Genomic DNA, 18,119 nt, shown 5'->3' with positions numbered 1-18,119 from the left:
TCCCCGGCAGACGCCGCACCTCAGGGTGCGGCGTTTGTCTTTTCAGCGCGGTAAACCGCCTTGCCATCCACCCAGGTGCTGAGCGGCTTGAGGTCGGCGATCTGCCGCGGCGATACGGTGAGCAGATCGCCACTGAGCACCACGAAGTCGGCACGCATGCCGGGCTTCAAGGCGCCGACCTGGTCTTCCATGAAGGACGCATACGCCGCGCCGCGCGTGAAACCGGCCAACGCCTGGATACGGCTCACGCGCTGATCCGGCAACCAGCCGCCCGGCGGCTGTCCGTTGAGATCCTGCCGCGTCACGGCCGCATAAAGGCCCAGCATCGGATTGACCTGCTCCACCGGGAAATCCGAGCCGAACGCCAGCGGCACCTTTTCTTGGATGAAGCGCTGCCAGGCATAGGCCCCCTTCAAGCGCGCCGCACCGAGACGTTGTTCGGCCCACGGCATGTCGGAGGTGGCGTGCGTGGGCTGCATCGAGGCGATCAGATGCAAGGAGGCGAAGCGCGGAATGTCGTCGAGCGCCACGATCTGTGCGTGCTCCACGCGCCAGCGATGATCGCTGTCGGCGTGATCGCCCAGCACGGCCTGATAGGTATCGAGCACGTTGCGGTTGCCACGATCACCGATGGCATGCGTGGCCACCTGCACGTGGCAGCGATACGCCTTTTCCACGGCGGTGCGATAAGCCTCGGGCGAGGTGACGAAGATGCCCTTGTTGCCGTGGTCGTCGCTGTAATCAGCCAGCAAGGCCGCGCCGCGGCTACCCAACGCGCCGTCCATGTAGAGCTTCACGGTGCGCATCTGCAGGCGGCCGCTCGCATCGGCCCAGTGACCGCCCTGGCTGCACAGCCAGTCGAGTGCCTGGTGATTGCCGTCGGCCATCTCATAAAGGCGCAGCGGAATTTCACCGGCTGCGGCCATTTCCTGCAGCACCTTGAAATCCTCCAGGCTCACGCCCGGATCGTGCACACCGGTAAGGCCGGCAGCGACAGCATCCGCGAACGCCGCCCTGTAGGCATCGCGCGTCTGTTCGTGCGTCAGTGGAGGAACGGCCTGGCCAACCAGGGCCTGCGCACCATCCACCAGCACGCCCGTCGCCCTCTTGCCGACGCGCTCGATGCGACCGCCCTCGGGTTGCCAGTCGCCATCCAGCGACTTGGTCGCGTGTTTCATCGCGGCGGTGTTGGCCCAGGATGCATGACCATCCACGCGCTCGAGGTACACCGGGCGATCGGGAAACGCTGCATCGAGATCGGAGGCGCTGGGGAAATGCTTGTCGGCCCAGCGGTTCTGATCCCAGCCGCGACCGATCAGCCACGTACCCGGCGGCAGCTTGGCGGCAGCGGCCTTGAGGCGCGACACCACTTCCGCTCGCGACGTGCTGCCGACCAGATCCACCTGGATATGCGTCATGCCCAGGCCGAGCATGTGCCCGTGGGCATCGATCAGGCCGGGAATGACGGTGGCACCCTTGGCGTCCTCGATCGTGGCGTCGGGATACTGCTTCTTGAGGTCAGCCGTATCTCCTACGGCAAGTAGGCGTCCATCGTCCTTCCAAGCCAGCGCCGTGGCTTCAGGACGCGAGGGATCCATCGTGTGGATGTGGGCATTGACCAGCAACGTGGTCGCCTGGAGCGGCAGCGCGGCAAGCGCGAGCAAGGCAATCGAAGAACAGCGTAGCGGCAGGCGCATGGACGAATCCCGGGCGGAAGGATGCCGCGACTTTGCCCAGCCCGGCCATGACACACAAGCGGCCATGCAACATGTACGTACCCAGGGCGCCCCTTCGCCCCGGATACAAAGGACTTACGCGGCCTGTTCCAGCACCGCTGCCGGGCGCGCGTACTGCGCCAGGCGAATGGAAGTGTCGGTACCCGGCATCTCCACGCACACCGAACGCCCGGAACGCAGGTGTTCATCGCGCGCCACTTCGCGGGCGAGCTTGATGGCGCTGCCAAGCCGCAGATCACTGAACAAGGAAAAGCCGAGACGGCACACGCACCACGAACCGTCCGGAGACTGCTTGAGTGAATAGGTGACCATGTTCCAACCCTGTGGGGAAAAAGAGTTCCTGCCACCAGCTGATCGTGTACGCATCCCGCGTGACGATCTGTCCGTTACGGACTAAAAGAGCATGCCTCTGTTACACCTTCCATCCTATCGGTACGACACCTAAAGTCGCGTAGGAATACGACTACGACAATGGGAATAGTGGTGGCTCCGCATGTGTTTCACGATGGATACACATGCGCTTGCCATCCATGAACGCCATGGCAGGCCAGTGCCGTCGGTCGCAGAAATCACATCGATACGTCACCCGTCGTTAACTGTCACGTCGTCAAGTTCGGAGACCCGATCATGGAGTCTTCCGATGACGGACGGCACGCAAGAATTTCACCTGCCCTTGCATGAGGCGTTCGAGGAATTGTTGCAGCTCTATCGCATGCTCGAACTGGAAAACGAACTCCTGCGCGGACAGCTACGCCGGCATCCGGTCGGTGAGCTGCAGATCCGCGAAACGGAGCGCAAGATGATGGAACTTCGCGGCGACACGCCGGCAGCCACGCCGGGCCGCCTGACAGCACTGCTCGCCGCTCGCACCGAATAAGCACGCAGCTATTTCGAAACATCAACATGAGAGCGCCCATGGCGACGAATGAATTCCACGGTGTGGTGGTGACGCATCCCGAGCGCGTCGTATTTCCCGACGACGACATCACCAAGCAGGACGTAGCCCACTATTACGACGCCGTCATGCCATGGTTCCTGCCTGGCGTCGAAGGACGACCCACGTCGGTGTTCCGCTTTCCGGAAGGACTCGCCCAACCGGGCTTCTTCCAGAAGCATCCCATGCGCGGATTGCGGCACGTCGGCCACGTTCGACTGCGCGAGGAAAGCGGCGACCTCGACGACTACCTTTGTCCTGGCGATGCAAGCGCCATCATCGAACTGGTCCAGTACGGAACAATCGAATTCCATCCATGGGCGTCGAAAGCCGATGCATTGGAAGAGCCCGACTATCTCGTGTTCGATCTCGATCCCGGCACGGGCGTGGCGTGGCACGACGTGATCGACGCCGCGCGCTGGTTGCGGGACCGCCTCGCCAAGGTCGACCTCAAGAGCTTCGTGCGAACGACCGGAGGCAAGGGCCTGCATGTGCTCGTTCCGCTGCACTCGGCTTGCCGCTGGGAGGATGCCAGCGGCTTCAGCAGCGCGTTCGCACATCAGCTTGCCAGCGATCGTTCCGACGGATTTACCGCGACGTCGGTGATGAGCGAACGCAAGGGACGCATCTTCATCGACTATCTGCGAAATACGCGCGGCGCCACCAGCGTGGCGTCGCTCTCGCTGCGCGCACGTGCCGGCGCACCGGTGGCGATGCCGCTGCGTTGGCAAGACCTGGGCCGCTGCGCCAGCGGAAACGCGTTCGACCTGCGAAACGCCAGGCAGCGGATTGCGCGCCTTCGTGCCGATCCATGGGAGGGTTTCGCCACGATGCGGCAAAGCCTCGACAAGGCGACACGCACCTATGGCACATCGAAAGACCGGGACTAGCCTCTGGATGGCGACTGGTCCAGCAGTGCCTTGAGATGACCCATCGCAGGCGAGAGGAAATAGCGGCCGTCCAGCACCTGCTTCAGCGCATCCACCAGTTCGTCTCCTGCCGAGGCCTTCAGCACATAGCCTTTGCCAAGACTCAGGGCTGTGCGAGCCAACGTGGCATCGTCATGCATGGTGATGAAAACCACCGGCAGATCGGGGCGGTCGGCAAGCAGTTCGCGCGCCGCCTGCAAGCCATCCACGCCAGGCATGCTGATATCGGTCACCACCACGTCCGGGCGAAGACGACGCACTGCCTTCACCAAGGCTTCGCCATGCGCGACCACGGCCAACACGTCGAACTCCTCGCCGAGCAATTCACGCAACTCCTCGGCGACCGGCACGTGATCCTCGGCCAGCACGAGCGTGGCGCGTTTTACGCTGGTTTCAGGCGATTTACTGGGCATCGAACGCAGGATCGTCCAATGCAAGAACTTTCGCCACCGAAAGAGAACGCGTCCTCGCTAAGTAAAACTACCCATCACGGTATCCGGCATCGTGCGCGGACGTGCCGTCGTGTCAAAACAGCAAGCCGAGATCCTGCGCGCGCCGCACCAACTCCAGCGTGGAATGCACGCCGAGCACCTGCATCATGGTGTACTTGTGCGCCTCCACCGTGCGCACCGACAGGCCCAGCTGCAACGCGATCTGCTTGGAGCGCAACCCTTCGCCGACCAGACGCAGCACCTGCAACTGCTTGGAGGTGAGGTTGCGCATGTCGGTCATCTGGCCACTGATGTAGCGCGCCCCCAGCGCCGGCGTGACATAGGTGGCCCCCGCCATCACCTGCTGCGCCGCATTGCGCAGATCTTCTCCCGCCGAATTCTTCAGGATGTATCCCCGCGCACCCGCGCGCAGCGCCGCCACGGCCAGCGCCGGTTCCATGTGCATGGTGAGGAACACGAAGCGCGTATCGAAGCCGGCATGGCGCAGCCGCTTGAGCGCATCCATGCCGTTGCAGCGCGGCATGTTGATGTCCGCAACGACAAGATCCGGTTGCAGCCGCTGCACGGCGTCGACCAGCGCATCGCCGTCGGCGACGATATCCAGCAGTTCGAAATCCTCATCGAGGATATGCTGCACGCCCTCGGCCACCATGCGGTGATCGTCGGCGATGATGAGCTTGGGCTTCAGGTTGGCCCGTGGGCTTCTAGCGGAATTCGTATGCATAGCTCAGTCCCTTTTCCCAGAGTTGATTGCAAGCGACAGCTGCCACTGAGCAGCTTCGTGCGTTCGTCGATGCTCATGAGTCCCAGCCCTCGACGCCCCTCTCCTTCCGTGACAAATCCCTTGCCGTTGTCAGTGATGGTGAGATCCACCTGGTGGTGCGCAATCTGGAGCGCCACTTCGATGCGCTGCGCATCCGCATGTCGAAGTGCATTGCCAAGGCCTTCCTGTGTCACGCGATAAAGGCAGAGCGCCACGTCTTCCGGAAGATCCTTGGCGTGCGGCGACACCCTCAACTCGATCACCGGGCCGCATCGACGCCGAAGGTTTTGGCACAGCCCTGCCAGCGCCGCGGTGAGGCCGGTCTGCGTCAGCATGCTGGGATGAAGATCGTGCGACAGATGACGCACGTCCTCTGACAGAGCGATCAGGTCGCTTTGCAGCTGGCTCACGTCCTGCTTGTTGGTGTCGTCCACCTTGCGCCGCAGGGCACTCAACCGTATCGACGCCACCGCGAGGCGTTGGTTGATGTCGTCGTGCAGATCGCGCGCGATGCGTGCACGCTCCTCTTCCTGCGCCACGATCAACCGACCCGCGAGTTCGCGCACTTCCGTGCTGGTAATCGCCAGATCCCGTTGCGTGGCCCGGCGCTGCTCAACCAAGGCGGCGAGATAAAGCGACGCGATGGAGACGGCCAGCATCCATAGCTGCACGCTGATCGTGGTGAGTTCGGATTCCGGCTGCACGAACGGCCCCTCATGCGACAGGCTGAGCTCGATGGCCATCATTCCGACGACGAGATTCACCGCGCAGGCGCCGACCACCTGTGCACGCAAGGCCACGAAGATCGCCAGCGGCACCGGCGCCAGCAACAGCAGCGGACGTATGGTGGCGATTCCGCCCAGCTCTCGCCATCCCACCCAAAGCAGCACCAATGCGACCAGCGTGATGAGCGGCATGTTCCATCCCGGCAGCGTGTCACGCCGCAGCGACGAGCCCGGATTGAGCAGGCTGAGAATGGCCGGCGTCAGCACGACATAACCCAGCGAATCGGCCAGCGCCACATGCCACCATTCCCTGGACAGCCACGAAGGCAATTCAATCAGCGCGGACAAACCAAATACCGCAGTGCCTGTCGCGACGGGCAACGCCACCACCGCTACGACAAGGAAGAGCAGAAGCTGCAGAAAATTGCCGGTCGATTGATCCTTGCGCAGCTGACTGAGCACCCACGCAGCAGCGCTGATGAGTAAAAGCACGCACACCGTCACGGTGGCGATGCCCTTGGCAGGCAACCCCATCAGCAGCGACAGTGACAGCATGCCGGTCGCCCAACCCACACCGTAGGCAAGCCAGTATCTGTAGGGCGAACACAGCAGCAGGGCCAGCAACAATGGCCCGGATAGCCAAATCACCTGAAAATCGAGGGTGTGATCCCACAACGCCAGCGACAGCCATTGCGCCGCCATCGCAGCCAGGCCTGCGCCTATGCCACGCGTCACGTGTTGAGGCAAGGCACCGACCGGCGCTTTGCCACTGATGATCCCCTCTGCTCCGTGCATCCTTTCGCCCCGCTGTGATCAACAGCTGCGGCCCTTGCGACACGTCGCTGGACCATCGAAGCCAAGGCACATTTGCCCACGATGGCCGTCATTGCTCCGTGATGGCCTAGGTAGTTCTACGAATGGCGTGGCAAGGCCATCCAGCCCTGCATTTTTCCCTGGATGTCGCGTCCGGCCTATTGCATCGATGCAGGTGGAATCGCGACGCGGAGAGTCGACGCCAAAAGCTTCGCTGCCCCCGAAATTTCACGCCATCTTCAGTAAATTTACGTGCCCTGTTTGAGTGAAAGTTCGCTTACCAAGCAGGCGTCGAAAGCCCAAGCTGGCCCAAGGACAAACAGCGGCTCGGCGGGGATCAGACCGATCATGAAACCGAAGTGTCCTCGGCCCCGGTGCGGCGGCTCGGCCGAGCGCCAACGCGGCTTTGTCGCCGCCAGCGCGCTTCATGCGCAGCGGCAAGCCACCTTGCGCGCCGTCGTATGAAGGCGAACGCGCGCGCAGCCTCCAAAAGCACCCGCAAGCTTCGCGTGTTGCTGGCGGACGAGCATCGCTGCGTCGCCGAAGGCCTGGCGGGCCTGCTCGCCAAGCGCACCAGCTCGGTTCTCCTGGTGCACGACGGGGAAGCGCTGGTGGATGCCGTGCTGGATGGCCAGGTGGATCTGGTCATCACCGACATCGCCATGCCGCCCTTCAGTGCCTTGCAGGCACTGCAGCGATTGCGGCGGCAAGGCAGCGCCATTCCCGTGGTCGTGCTGTCCACCCATAGCGAACCCTTGATCGTGCGCGAAGCCATGCAGGCCGGCGCGAACGGTTACGTGCTCAAGCAATCACCCAGCAGCGAACTGTTCAACGCGATGGCGGAGGTCTGCGCAGGCAATCAGTTCATCAGTCCGCAACTGATGGCCACGCTGCTCGACGCGCCTGAGTCCCTGCATCGGCTCACCCGGCGCCAGCGGGAAGTGATCGAATCCATGGCCAAGGGCAAGCGGACCAGCGAAATCGCGGCGGAACTCGGCATCTCGGTGCGCACGGTGGAAAGCCACCGCCAGTCACTGCTCGACCTGCTTGGTGTGCACAGCGGTGTCGCGCTCATTCGCGAAGCGGAGCGACTGGGTCTGATTCCGGTTGCGCCTTACGAGCTTGACTTGGCGGCGGAGGACGAGCCGCTTCAATAGACCGCGAATTCCATGGCGGGCATCGCATCCGCCAACGTAACGGGGCTGGCGCGGCACGCGCGGCCCGCTTTTCTCAGGTTGCCAGAGGGAGCACACATGAACATCTCAAGCCTGCGAAACACCGGATGGGCACTCGCCTTCATCGCTGCTGCCGCATCGGCCCAGCAACTGCCCGCCACCTACCCTGCCAACGGACAGGATGCCAACCAGCAGCAGGCCGACAAGAACGCCTGCATGTCGTGGGCGCAGACGAATGCACCCACCCAGGCAGTGCCGCCACCGCAAACAGGCCCTGCGGTCGGCGGCGGCCAGCGCGTGGCCGGCGCGGCACGCGGCGCGGCTGCCGGCGCCGTCATCGGCGGTGTGGCCAATGACGATGCGGGGCATGGTGCGGGCGTGGGCGCCGCTGCAGGCGTGGTGGCCGGCGGCATGCGGGCGCGCGAACAACGCCGTCAACAGAATGCCGCGTCGGCCGCGACGCAGAATCAGAACGCCGCCAACCTCGGCCAGGCGTACAGCGCCTGCATGAAGGGCAAGGGCTACACCGTCGGTTGAACATCGTGGCGCGATGGGCAACGCTGCACGCCGCGCGCTTTCGCGGCGCTCATCGCCACGCGCTGCCGACCTGGATGTAGTACGCGTGGTCGCCTTCGCTCCATGCCCAGTCGAGGCCGGCATAGAGACCCAGCGTGCGCGACATCAGATAGCGAAAGCCCACGCCTTCGGCCGTGTGCGTACTCGCGTCGCCGAAATCCAGGCGTCGCCCCCATGCCCTGCCCGCGCCGCCAAAACCCAGCAGCGCCCAGCGCGGGAGGAAATTCCAGCGCAACTCCGCTTCCAGCATGCCCACGTTCTGGTCCTGGTATCGACCGTACGCGATGCCGCGCAAGTCGATGGACGGCTGCTGATAAAACGGCACGTCCCCGCGCACGGCGCGGTAGTCCACGCGCGTGCCCAGCACCCAATCGCGGCCGAACGGAAAATAGCCGAACGCGTGCGCCCGATAACTCTGGAACGTGTTGTCGCTGCCAAAGGCCGGCGCGTACTGGGTGGCTTCCAACTGCCACAACCATCCCTTCGATGGCGTAAGCGTGTTGTCACGCGAGTCGTAGCCCAATCCAAGTCCCACACCGGAAGCGCGCTGCGCGAATTCCCTGGGCTGGAAATATTGCTCGTCGCTGGCCACGTTGAGCCGGCTGTCGAAATCCATGTAGATCCACCGCGCCGAGACGAAGAGATCGGTTTGCCCCAGCCGGCGCGCCACCTGTTGATACGAAAAGATGCCATTGATGTTGTAGCCGATCTTCTTCGGCGCGAGCAGCAAGCCTTGCGTGTAGTAATCGAGATTGACGTAGATCTTTCCCATTGCACCTTCGTAACGCCAGGTGTCGTCCTTGAAGTGGAACGAACCGCCCAGGCCGGTACCCCACGTGCCGTTCTCCGTCTTGAAGGCGGCGACGCCATAGATGTCGGGTGGAATGCGCAGCCCGCTTTCCTTGGATGCTTCCGATTGCTTGGGCGCATGAAAGAACACCGCCGCCAACCCGCCGCCGTTGCCCACGGCAGGCTCGGTGATGATGATGGGAACGAACAACGCGCCCTTGTGCTGGAGCAGCCAGCGCGACATATCCAGGCTGCCATCCTTGGGATCGCGGAACTTGCTCAGCCATGAGGTCTTCTTTTCATCCCGCGATGCCGGCGAAGGCCCGTCTGGCGATAACGACGCATCAGGCGCGTTCTGGTCTGGCGCCGATGTCTGCGCGTGCAGTTCGGCTCCGCCGAGCCACAGTCCCGCGACCATGAGCCAGCATGCCATCGTGAGGCACGACCTCATCACGTCTCCATCGCCCAGGCATCGTGGCGAAGCATCGATGACGCGACCTTGCCGAATCATCGTCGCGGCGCACAGCACAGACACTCCGCGATGCGCCAGGTAAAAGCACGTGGCGAAGCGACTCCCGGACCGGCGCGAACATCGAGGCCATGAAGCATGGCGGCGTCGATCAGTTGGCGGGAGGAACGTCCACTTCCTTCCAGCTGCTGTCCGGATCGAACGCCTTCATCGACTGCGCCACGGTCGCGCCATTCTTGCCGAGGTCTTTTTCGAAAACCTGGCCATCGTGGCTGACCATGAAGCTCATCACGCCCGTTTCGCCATACTGTGCAGGCCATGCAATCAGCGCGAAACCGTTGGTCATGCGCTTGCCGACGAGGTAGTTGTAGGCGCCTCCCGGAGCGGAGGGGCCTTGCGCCGTGAGTATCCGGTAGTGATACCCGTAGTACCCCTGTCCCGGCACCACGTTGGCGAATTTCGGCCCCAGCGGACTGGGCGCTTCATCGCCCGTCACCGGCCAGTACAGGCCGTCGTGTTTGCCGGGCGAACTGAGCAGGCGCTGCGCGTACTGCAGCACCTTGTCGCCATCGCGATCCTGCGATGCGTAGTCGCGCTGCGCATCGTAGTAGGCAAGCAATGCCTGTTCCACGGCCAGCTCGTTCTGGCCGATCTGGCGCGTGCGTATCTCCTGTTGCGCGCCCGTCATGTCGAAATGCCAGCCGCCTTTTCCCTGCACCATCGGCAGCGGCAACACCCAGTTCTCCTTGCCCACATCCAGGTGCGCCTTGCCGTCGGCCGTATCGATGCGATGGCTTTCGTCGTAGCGTTTCAGGAACAGGTCCACGTCGTCCTGATCGATGCCTTCGGTGGGAACGTAGTTTTTCCAATCGTTGCCAAGCACCTTGGCCAGGGCCGGCTGGTCATGGTTGCGGATGGCCTGCACCAGCGCGTTGGCCGCCTCGTCCGCCGACGGATAGGTCGCCTGCTGCGCCAACACGATGCCGGAGAAGACACAGCTCACGCACAGCATCGTGCTCAACACCACGCGACGGATCTTGGGAGTGCGATTCATGATCAGGCTCCTCAACGACGATGGAATCCGCCACCTGCCCGGCTGGGCGCAGGTCGGGACATCTGACGGCCGGCGCCGGCGCCGGCGCCACGGGATTGGGACATCGAGCGTTGGCTGGCTTGTCCACGATCCATCTGCGTGCGCGCCGAGCCCGGCGATTGCCCGCCACTGAACGCATTGTTGCGCTGTCCACCGGAACCACGATTTTCGAATGAGGGATTCGCGCGTGTCTCGCCGCCCAGGTTGCCGTGCGTCTGGCCGCCGAGATTGCCGCGTTCCACACCGCCGCCTTGCCCGCCCGGCCGGTTGCCACCAGCGGGACGATTCAATGCGGCTCCCGATTCGCCCGCCGAACGTCGCGCCGCCATCGATGAACCGTTGCCAGTGGAACGATCGAAGCTTTGCAGCGCGCGCTCACGGTTGGCATCGTTGCCGCGGAACGCCTGTCGCTCGTTGGCGCCGCCCACGCCTTGTCCATAGCGTTGCCGGCTGCCCTGGTCACGATACGGCGTGCCGCGCCGATTGCTTGGATTGTGGTTCCACGCCACATTGCCGTTGCCGCTGATGCGGTTGTTGACGTTGATGTTGTTGTAGCGGTTGACGTTGATGTTGACGTCGTTGTGCCCCCAATCGAAACCACCCCACAGCGAATTGGCAATCGCGATGCCGGTGCCAAACGCGAGGCCTGCGGCCAGGCCGCTGGCGATGGGATACGCATATCCCGGCGGCGGCGGCCAATAGGGCGGCGGATAACTGGGATACGCCCACGTGCCGTACACCACGGTGGGGTTGTACGTGGGCACATACACCACTTCCGGATTGGCCGGTTCGATCTGGATGACTGTCGTGCTGGGCGCGCTCGCTCCCGCGGGCGCCGGCTCCACCACTACCTTCTGCTGCTCGGTGGACTTGAGGTTGCCGGCTTTCTGCGCCTGCGCACGAAGACGTTGCACCGACGCCATCACGTCGTCCGGCTGGGCAAGAAACGCATCGCCCACGTTCTGCACCCATTCGGGCTGCTGCTTCATCTGCGCAAGCACCTGGGGAAACGCCACCAGTGATTGCACGCTGGGATCCCAGCTTTGGCTGGACACCTGCTTCACCGCATCGTCGCCCTGCGACTTCGGGTGCGACGCAGACCACGCCGCAGCTTCGGCCACGCTGCTGGGATAGGTGCAGGCCATGAGCACCTGCGACAGCAAGGCATCGGGATACAACGCCACAGGCGCGAGCATCTGATCGAGCTGCTGGTTGTTGTAGATCTTCTGCCCGCTGCCCTGCGCAGCCGGTGCACTCTGTGCGCCTTGCGCGCTTTGCGCAGCCACAGGGCCGGCGATCAGCAAGGGCAGGCACAAGAGGCACCGCAGGCAGAACCTTGGAAATCCGTCGAGCCTTGTCGTCTTCATCGTGCCGCTCCCATGCAGCTCCCGCGCTCGCACCAGCTTGATACTTCGCGTGACGGCTTGGACACTGCATTTATTCGGAAGCGCACTCAGTAAAACTACCTAGCGGGACAGCCATGCGACAGCGTAGCGCTCGCATTCCGTAGATTTACCACCGAGACCTTAGGTAGTAGTTCGCTGTGCCCCAAGCCCGCGGCGCACGACCATATGTCCTATTGCCCACTCCCAAGGACAGCCGCCATGCGCCGCACCACGTTCCCGGGCTTTCTCTTGTCTCGTACCGTTGCTGCCATCGCATGTCTGGCAGCGCTGGCTGCGCCCATGGCAAAGGCCGATACACCGGATTATTGGGACGGCGACTGGCACGGAAGCATCCAGCCGTATGGATGGCTACCTGGCATCAGCGCGGAAACACGCTTTGAACTGCCTAACAACGGCGGCACCGTCGTGCAGAAGTCGGACAACAACATCTTCGACTACCTGAGCGGCGCGCTCATGGTCGACGGCACGATACGCAAGGGCAACTGGGGCTTTTACGGCGACTTCGACTGGGTGAAGTTCACCAATGAAGAAGGCCGCTTCACCAACGTCGGTGGCGACCGCATCAATGCCAATGCCAACCTCGACACACGCTGGGGCATCAAGGGCGGCATGGTGAATTTCGCCGGCCTCTACACCATGGCGCACGGGCAACAGGGTTACATCGACCTGGTGTTCGGCATTCGCTATCTCTGGATCAAGGGCAATCTCGACTGGAACTTCAACCTGGCGGGCACCGGCGGCCGCGTCAACATCAGCGACAGCGGCCATCTGAACAACCAGACGCACGTCACCGACGGCATCATCGGCATCCGTGGCCGCTGGTCGCCGTTTGCGGACAGCAACTGGTTCTTTCCCTATTACGTCGACGTCGGCGCCGGCAGTTCGGACAGCACCTATCAGTTGATGGTCGGCGTGGCCTACGGCTTTCACTGGGGCGACGTCGCGCTCAACTATCGCGATGTGGAATACGAGCAGAACAGCAGCGACAAGTTCCTCAAGCGCATGCAGTTGAGCGGACCGGCGATCAGCTTCACCTGGCACTTCTGAGTCCCGGCTCGCGCGATGACGGAACCGGCCACCAGCATCTTCGAGGAACCCAAGCACGTCGCCGTGCTGCGACGGTTACGCCTGATCAAGCCCGAACACCGCACCCAGGCGTTTCGACGCGTACTCATTTCGGTGGCCTTTGCCTGGGTTCCGCTCGCCGCACTCTGCGCATTGCAAGCGCTCCTTTCAGGCCACGGCGAATTGCTGCATGCGTTCTTCACCGATGTGGCCGTGCACGCGCGCTTCCTGCTGGCCGTACCCATCCTGATCCTTTCCGAATACATCATCCTCCCGCGCCTGGACCTGACCGCGCGGCACTTCGTCACCTCCAACATCATCGACGAAGCCGACCGGGAGCGCTTCGACGAAGCCATCGCCTCCACGCGTCGTCTTAGCCTGGGCGTGTGGCCATCGGCCGCCATGACGATCATCGTGTATGCGTTCGTCATCACCATCGCGCTCACCGTTTCACAGAGTTCGCTGCCGATCTGGCACTACGCACCGGAGTCGTCCCGCCGCTCGCTCGCCGCCTGGTGGCACATGCTGATAAGCCTGCCGCTGCTGCTTGGTCTTCTGCTCAGCTGGGTGTGGCGCGTCGGCGTGTGGACGCGTTTTCTCCACCAGGTATCGCACATGGGGCTGCATCTGGTTTCGTCCCACCCCGACAGAGCGGGCGGATTGCTGTTCGTGGCGTTTTCGCCACGCATGTTCACGCCACTCGCGTTGGCCATCGGCATCATCATTGCGGGAACGTTCGGCAATGAAGTGCTCCACATGGGCTTGAACCCCATCGACCATCCCGCCACGCCCATCGCCACGGCGATCATCGTGATGGTCCTGTTTCTCATCCCGCCGATGGTTTTCGGTCGCATGTTGTTGATGGCATGGCGACGCGGGATATTCGAGTACGGCGCACTGGCCAGCCGTCTCGGCACGCAGTTCGAAAACAAATGGATCGGCCCCGGCAGCGTCGTCGACAAGGAGTCATTGGAGAAGCCGGACTTCTCCGCCACCACCGACCTGTACAGCGTGACGGCCAACGTCTACTCCATGCGGCCCGTCCTGTTCGATCCGCGGGCCGCGCTGTCACTGGCCGTGGCGGCGTTGCTGCCGTTCGCGCCGATCTGGCTGAGCGTGATTCCGGCCAAGGTGATCCTGACGCAGCTGTTGAAACTGGTCGTCTGATCACTCTGTTTTGCTCATTGCGTCGAAACCCATCGTGCGTTTCGACAAGGAACGTGCCGCCAGGAAAACCTGCCTGCACGCGCTCCGCGAACATTCTGGCCAACGGTCACCGGCGCCTCGCCGCGTGACGTGAATGTTCGGGAGATGCCGTCCATGAGTCGCATATACGTCGACGATGTGCTGTGCACCCGCTGCGGGCGGGTTTATGAAGCCACCCGGGGTTGCCCTGCATCGGGCATTCCCGCCGGAACCGCCTGGGCGCTTGTGCCGATGGATTGGCGCTGCCCGGATTGCGGCGCACCCAAGTCATCGTTCGAATCCGTGGATGTGATCTATCAGCGGGCCTATTGCGTGATCACGGGATTCTGAGCCGCACCCTCGCGCGGCTACGCAAGACACTCGCGCTGAATCACAATGACGCTCGGCGGAAGAGCGGAGCGATGCCTCCATGAAGGCAATCTCGGTGCGCGAGCACCTGCGTGGCGTCGTCGGAGGCATGCTGGACGAGCTTCGGCTCGTTCGCCTTCACGGCGACCGCGCTGCGCTGTGCCTGCAGACGGTGCTGTCCGTCGTGCTGGCCGTGGGCGTGGCCGATCTGCTCGACCTGAGGGATCGCTGGTGGGTGGCACTGAGCGCCTATGTGGTGTTCCGCGCGGACCTGCCGGTGATGTTGCGCCGCTGCCTGGAGCGCATGGTCGGCACGCTGGCCGGTGCCGCCGCCGCTGTTGCGCTGGCCGTGTTCCTGTTGCCACATGCGGGCCTGATCGTGCCCACACTGGCGGTGATCGCAGGCATCGGCATCTACAACATGATCGGATCGCCCCGCGCATACAGTTGGGTGCTCGGTACGGTAACGGCGTTGATGGTGCTTGGCGAAGCGGCGCACGCGCCTTCCCTGCCAGCGCTGGCGCTCGATCGCATCATCGACGTGGCCACGGGCGTGGGCTCCACGCTGGCAGTCGCCACCATCTATCAGGGTCTTGCACGGCTGCGGCGACGCACGCTGGAAAAACCAGGGCAGCCTGCGCACGCAGGAGCACCGACGCTTGCGCCCGCAAGCGGCCTGCGTCGACTGAAAGCCTGGCAGGCATTGGATGGCGCGGCAGCGGTAGCGCTACTCGCCGGCATCGACCGGCTTCATACGTTGCCGAGCCTGTCGCAAGCCATGGTTTCCATCGTCGCCGTGCTGTTGGTGCCGCTGCCGGCACTGTCGCAGGGCACCGCCACGATGGAAGTACAGCAGCGCATGCTCAATCGCGTGCTGGGTTGCTTTTGCGCCGCGCTCATTGCCGCACCGCTGCTTCCCGTCATCGGTCATGTGCCCGCGCTGTGCATGCTGGTGCTGGCGGCCGGGGTGTGGCTTGCAGCGCATATCCAATCGGGTTCAGCGCGTGTCAGCTACATCGGCACGCAGTTCGGCGTGGGGTTCATCATGGTCTTCGTGCAGGACCACGGCTGGTCGCCCGATGCGTCCGCCGCGCTGCGCCGACTGCTGGGCATCGTGCTGGCCCTGGTCGGCCTTTCCGCGGTGATCGCCGTAACGTCCTGGTTGAAGGGCCAACGGCAGATTGGCCACGCGCCGAATGGATAGTTGCCGCGAACGGCGTTTCGAACAGACGCCAGGCGGCACGCTGCAGCCATGCCGCCTGCTTCCGCTCACTGCGCAGGCGCCCATCCATCCTGCAGGTCGTAGGCCTTGATGGACGTGGCGGCCTGACTCGTTGCCGCGCCAAGATCCTTTTCGTACAGCACGCCGTCGCGGTCGATCAGGAAACTCATGATGCCGGTATCGCCATATGTCACCGGCGTGGCCAGCACGGCGAAGCCACCGGTCATCTTTCCGTCGACGACATAGCTCCTGCTGCTCTTGCCGCTCTGCCGCGCATCGAGAATGCGGAACACATAGCCATCGAAGATCTGGCTGCCGTCCGCGCACGATGCGCAGGCCGGCATATCGCGCAGATTGCCGAGCGGGCTTTCGGGTTCGTCCTTTGCCGCTGACCAGTACAGGCCGTCGTGCGTACCGGGCTTGCTGATGATGCGCGAGGTGTACTGATGCTCGCGCTCCTTGTAGCCCTCTTCCGCCAACGCCATGGCATTGGCGGCGTCCATGGCGAGCAGCTCGTGACTGCCGATGCGGCGCGCCTGGATCTCGTCCGTGCCTGCCAGCCCGTCGAAACGCCAACCGCTGGCGCCGTCCTTCTTCAATGGAAACGGATAGGCGTAGTTGTCGGCGCCGACGTAGAGAATGTCACTGCCATCGGCGAGCGTCGCCCAGCGATGCATTACGTCGTATTTGCGCACGAAGGCCTTCTGCGCATCGGCATCCTCGGTCGTGTCGCCGCTGGACAGCGCCGAGGCGCCGTCCGAACCAAGGATGGATGCCAGCGCCGGATCGTCGCCTGCGCGCACAGCGTCAACCAGGGCTTGTCCGGCTTGTTCCGGCGTGGCGAAGTATTGCGGCATGGACTGCGCCAGCGCAGTACCCGACTGCATCAGGCCAAGCGCAGCGGCGGTGGCCATGGCGAGGCCGCAGAGCATGCGCGAGCCCAGCGTGCCCGTGCGTGACAGGGAAAGTACGGTGATCATGGTTTACCTGCGAATGAAAGAGTGGAGGTGATGCGATGGCTGCGCCTCAACGGCGGCGGCCGCCACCCCCGTGGAAGGACGGCATGCGCGCATGCGCCATGCTGGCGTGACCGCGGAAGCTCTCCGCGCGACTGGACGCGCCGTTGCCGCTCCAGCCCGAATGCGCGCGATTGCCGGCGAAGGAATTGAAACGTCCGTCGTCGCCACGATCGAAGTCGCGCGGTGCGGCTTCTGCGTCATGGCGATAGCCGTCGCCGTTGGGGCCGAAACCCTCGCGCGCAGCGCCCATCGGTCCGTAGCCGCCACGCCTCCAGGTGTCGCCGCCGTCCGCGGGATAGCGGTTGGCCATCTCGTTGTCGTAATGACGCATGGCCGGGCTGCCGGGCGCCCACGGACCGGAGCCGCGCGGGCCGTAACCATCGTTGCGCCAGGTGTCGCCGCCATCGGCGGTGTAGCGATGCGCCAGATAGTTGTCGTAGTGCTGCATGCGGGCGCTGCCCGGTGCCGGTGGGCCATACGGGTGCGGGCCATAGGGCCAGGGGCCATGCGGGCCCGGGCCCCACGGACGGTAGCCGTTATACGTGTAGTGGTTGCCGTGCCAGATGTTGTTGTTGATGTAGGTGGTGTGGTTGTAGATCACCGTGCCGCCGCCACCGCCGCCCCAGTTGACGTTCCATGCATTGAAGCCCCAGTGGAAACCGCCACCGCCGCCCACGATGCCGACCCCGGCGCTGAAACCCGCACCGATGAAGACACCGCCGCCGAACGTGATCACCGGTGACGGGGCCACGAATACGGGCCGGTAGTACGGCACCACATAAGGCACGCCATACACCACGGCCGGGTTGTATTGCGGCACGTACACCACCTGCGGATTGGCCGGCTGGATCACGATGGTCTGCGGCGACTGCTGCACCACATTGATCTGCGGCGTCGACTTGAGCGTGCCGGCCGCCTGCGCCTTGGCGCGCATCGCCTGCACGGCCACCATCACGTCCGTGGGCTGGTTGTGATACGCCTCACCCAGGCTCGACGTCCACGAGAGGTTCTGCGCCAGGTTCGACAGCACGCTGGGAAACTGCGTGAGCGCCTTGACGCTGGGGTCCCACGGTTGCGCATTCACGGCCGACGACAACGCCGTGCCGGTGAGATTGCCGTGCCCGCTCAACCAATCCTGCGCGATGGACACCTGATCGGGAAACGTCGCCGCGTTGAGGCACTGCGCTACGAGCGCATCGGGATACAACGCGATGGGCGCGACCAGCGAATCAAGCTGACTGGACGTCATGGGCGCCGTGACCGGCACACTCGGAGGCGGCGCCGGTGTTGCAGAAGCGGCGTCGTCGGCTGTCGCATGCAGCGAGGTTACGGCGAGCGCGACCGCGCACGCCATCGCGGTCAGCGCATGGGTTGTGCTCTTGTTGATCATGTCGAAGTC

Annotated in this window: 18 protein-coding genes; 8 read left to right on the top strand and 10 right to left on the bottom strand. The window is 63.8% G+C overall.

From position 1 onward, the window contains the following. Positions 1 to 20: 20 nt before the first annotated feature. Both ABIC75_RS20435 and ABIC75_RS20430 read right to left on the bottom strand, forming a co-directional pair. A complete protein-coding gene (locus ABIC75_RS20435; RefSeq protein WP_354015733.1) occupies positions 21 to 1,697 on the bottom strand; it encodes an amidohydrolase in 1,677 nt (558 codons plus the stop codon). A 114-nt stretch (positions 1,698 to 1,811) separates the two neighbouring features. Further along, a complete protein-coding gene (locus ABIC75_RS20430; protein ID WP_354015732.1) occupies positions 1,812 to 2,048 on the bottom strand; it encodes a hypothetical protein in 237 nt (78 codons plus the stop codon). Between the two features lie 328 nt (positions 2,049 to 2,376). Between ABIC75_RS20430 and ABIC75_RS20425 the strand changes: the two genes are divergently transcribed. Further along, entirely contained in the window at positions 2,377 to 2,613 is a 237-nt protein-coding gene (locus ABIC75_RS20425) for a hypothetical protein (protein ID WP_354015731.1), read from the top strand. Between the two features lie 38 nt (positions 2,614 to 2,651). Then, complete coding sequence (gene ligD / locus ABIC75_RS20420) at positions 2,652 to 3,560, top strand: non-homologous end-joining DNA ligase (RefSeq protein WP_354015730.1); 909 nt, start codon at positions 2,652 to 2,654, stop codon at positions 3,558 to 3,560. Here the strand turns inward: ligD and ABIC75_RS20415 are convergent. From ABIC75_RS20415 to ABIC75_RS20405, 3 genes are all read right to left on the bottom strand, one after another. Beyond that, positions 3,557 to 4,012 (bottom strand): response regulator, encoded by a 456-nt coding sequence (locus ABIC75_RS20415; protein WP_354015729.1) that lies wholly within the window; start codon positions 4,010 to 4,012, stop codon positions 3,557 to 3,559. The genes ligD and ABIC75_RS20415 overlap by 4 nt on opposite strands. Positions 4,013 to 4,124: 112 nt before the next feature. Continuing rightward, entirely contained in the window at positions 4,125 to 4,775 is a 651-nt protein-coding gene (locus ABIC75_RS20410; RefSeq protein ID WP_354015728.1) for a response regulator transcription factor, read from the bottom strand. Beyond that, on the bottom strand, positions 4,736 to 6,274 hold the full coding sequence (locus ABIC75_RS20405) for a sensor histidine kinase (protein WP_354015727.1): 1,539 nt from the start codon (positions 6,272 to 6,274) through the stop codon (positions 4,736 to 4,738). Before ABIC75_RS20405 ends, ABIC75_RS20410 begins: the two co-directional genes overlap by 40 nt. Before the next feature lie 539 nt (positions 6,275 to 6,813). Here ABIC75_RS20405 and ABIC75_RS20400 point away from each other — a divergent pair. Continuing rightward, positions 6,814 to 7,509, top strand: coding sequence for a response regulator transcription factor (locus ABIC75_RS20400; RefSeq protein WP_354015726.1), 696 nt, complete (start codon positions 6,814 to 6,816; stop codon positions 7,507 to 7,509). A 96-nt stretch (positions 7,510 to 7,605) separates the two neighbouring features. Then, positions 7,606 to 8,064, top strand: coding sequence for a glycine zipper domain-containing protein (locus ABIC75_RS20395; protein ID WP_354015725.1), 459 nt, complete (start codon positions 7,606 to 7,608; stop codon positions 8,062 to 8,064). Positions 8,065 to 8,113: 49 nt separating this feature from the next. Here the strand turns inward: ABIC75_RS20395 and ABIC75_RS20390 are convergent, their stop codons facing one another. From ABIC75_RS20390 to ABIC75_RS20380, 3 genes are all read right to left on the bottom strand, one after another. Continuing rightward, positions 8,114 to 9,310, bottom strand: a complete 1,197-nt coding sequence (locus tag ABIC75_RS20390) for a BamA/TamA family outer membrane protein (RefSeq protein ID WP_354015724.1) — start codon at positions 9,308 to 9,310, stop codon at positions 8,114 to 8,116. Between the two features lie 202 nt (positions 9,311 to 9,512). Continuing rightward, positions 9,513 to 10,415 (bottom strand): DUF2950 domain-containing protein, encoded by a 903-nt coding sequence (locus ABIC75_RS20385; protein ID WP_354015723.1) that lies wholly within the window; start codon positions 10,413 to 10,415, stop codon positions 9,513 to 9,515. A gap of 11 nt (positions 10,416 to 10,426) precedes the next feature. After that, positions 10,427 to 11,821, bottom strand: coding sequence for a DUF3300 domain-containing protein (locus ABIC75_RS20380; RefSeq protein ID WP_354015722.1), 1,395 nt, complete (start codon positions 11,819 to 11,821; stop codon positions 10,427 to 10,429). A 237-nt stretch (positions 11,822 to 12,058) separates the two neighbouring features. Between ABIC75_RS20380 and ABIC75_RS20375 the strand changes: the two genes are divergently transcribed. The 4 genes from ABIC75_RS20375 (at position 12,059) to ABIC75_RS20360 (ending at position 15,683) form a co-directional block, all read left to right on the top strand. After that, a complete protein-coding gene (locus tag ABIC75_RS20375) occupies positions 12,059 to 12,907 on the top strand; it encodes a hypothetical protein (RefSeq protein WP_354015721.1) in 849 nt (282 codons plus the stop codon). 15 nt (positions 12,908 to 12,922) lie between these two features. Beyond that, complete coding sequence (locus ABIC75_RS20370) at positions 12,923 to 14,092, top strand: hypothetical protein (protein ID WP_354015720.1); 1,170 nt, start codon at positions 12,923 to 12,925, stop codon at positions 14,090 to 14,092. A gap of 153 nt (positions 14,093 to 14,245) precedes the next feature. Then, positions 14,246 to 14,461 carry a rubredoxin gene (locus ABIC75_RS20365; protein WP_354015719.1) on the top strand — a complete coding sequence of 72 codons (216 nt, stop codon included), beginning with the start codon at positions 14,246 to 14,248 and terminating at the stop codon, positions 14,459 to 14,461. Between the two features lie 79 nt (positions 14,462 to 14,540). Beyond that, on the top strand, positions 14,541 to 15,683 hold the full coding sequence (locus ABIC75_RS20360) for an FUSC family protein (protein WP_354015718.1): 1,143 nt from the start codon (positions 14,541 to 14,543) through the stop codon (positions 15,681 to 15,683). A 65-nt stretch (positions 15,684 to 15,748) separates the two neighbouring features. On the opposite strand, the gene ABIC75_RS20355 is transcribed toward ABIC75_RS20360, so the two are convergent. Together ABIC75_RS20355 and ABIC75_RS20350 are read right to left on the bottom strand one after the other, a co-directional pair. Beyond that, complete coding sequence (locus tag ABIC75_RS20355) at positions 15,749 to 16,681, bottom strand: DUF2950 family protein (RefSeq protein WP_354015717.1); 933 nt, start codon at positions 16,679 to 16,681, stop codon at positions 15,749 to 15,751. 46 nt (positions 16,682 to 16,727) lie between these two features. Further along, positions 16,728 to 18,110 carry a DUF3300 domain-containing protein gene (locus ABIC75_RS20350; RefSeq protein WP_354015716.1) on the bottom strand — a complete coding sequence of 461 codons (1,383 nt, stop codon included), beginning with the start codon at positions 18,108 to 18,110 and terminating at the stop codon, positions 16,728 to 16,730. Between the last annotated feature and the right edge of the window lie 9 nt (positions 18,111 to 18,119).

The sequence above is a fragment of the Dyella japonica genome, from assembly GCF_040545895.1.
In the GTDB taxonomy this organism is placed as follows: Bacteria; Pseudomonadota; Gammaproteobacteria; order Xanthomonadales; family Rhodanobacteraceae; genus Dyella; species Dyella japonica_D.
The sequence above is the reverse complement of the archived record's forward strand: the minus strand, read 5'-3'. Positions and strand labels throughout refer to the sequence as shown.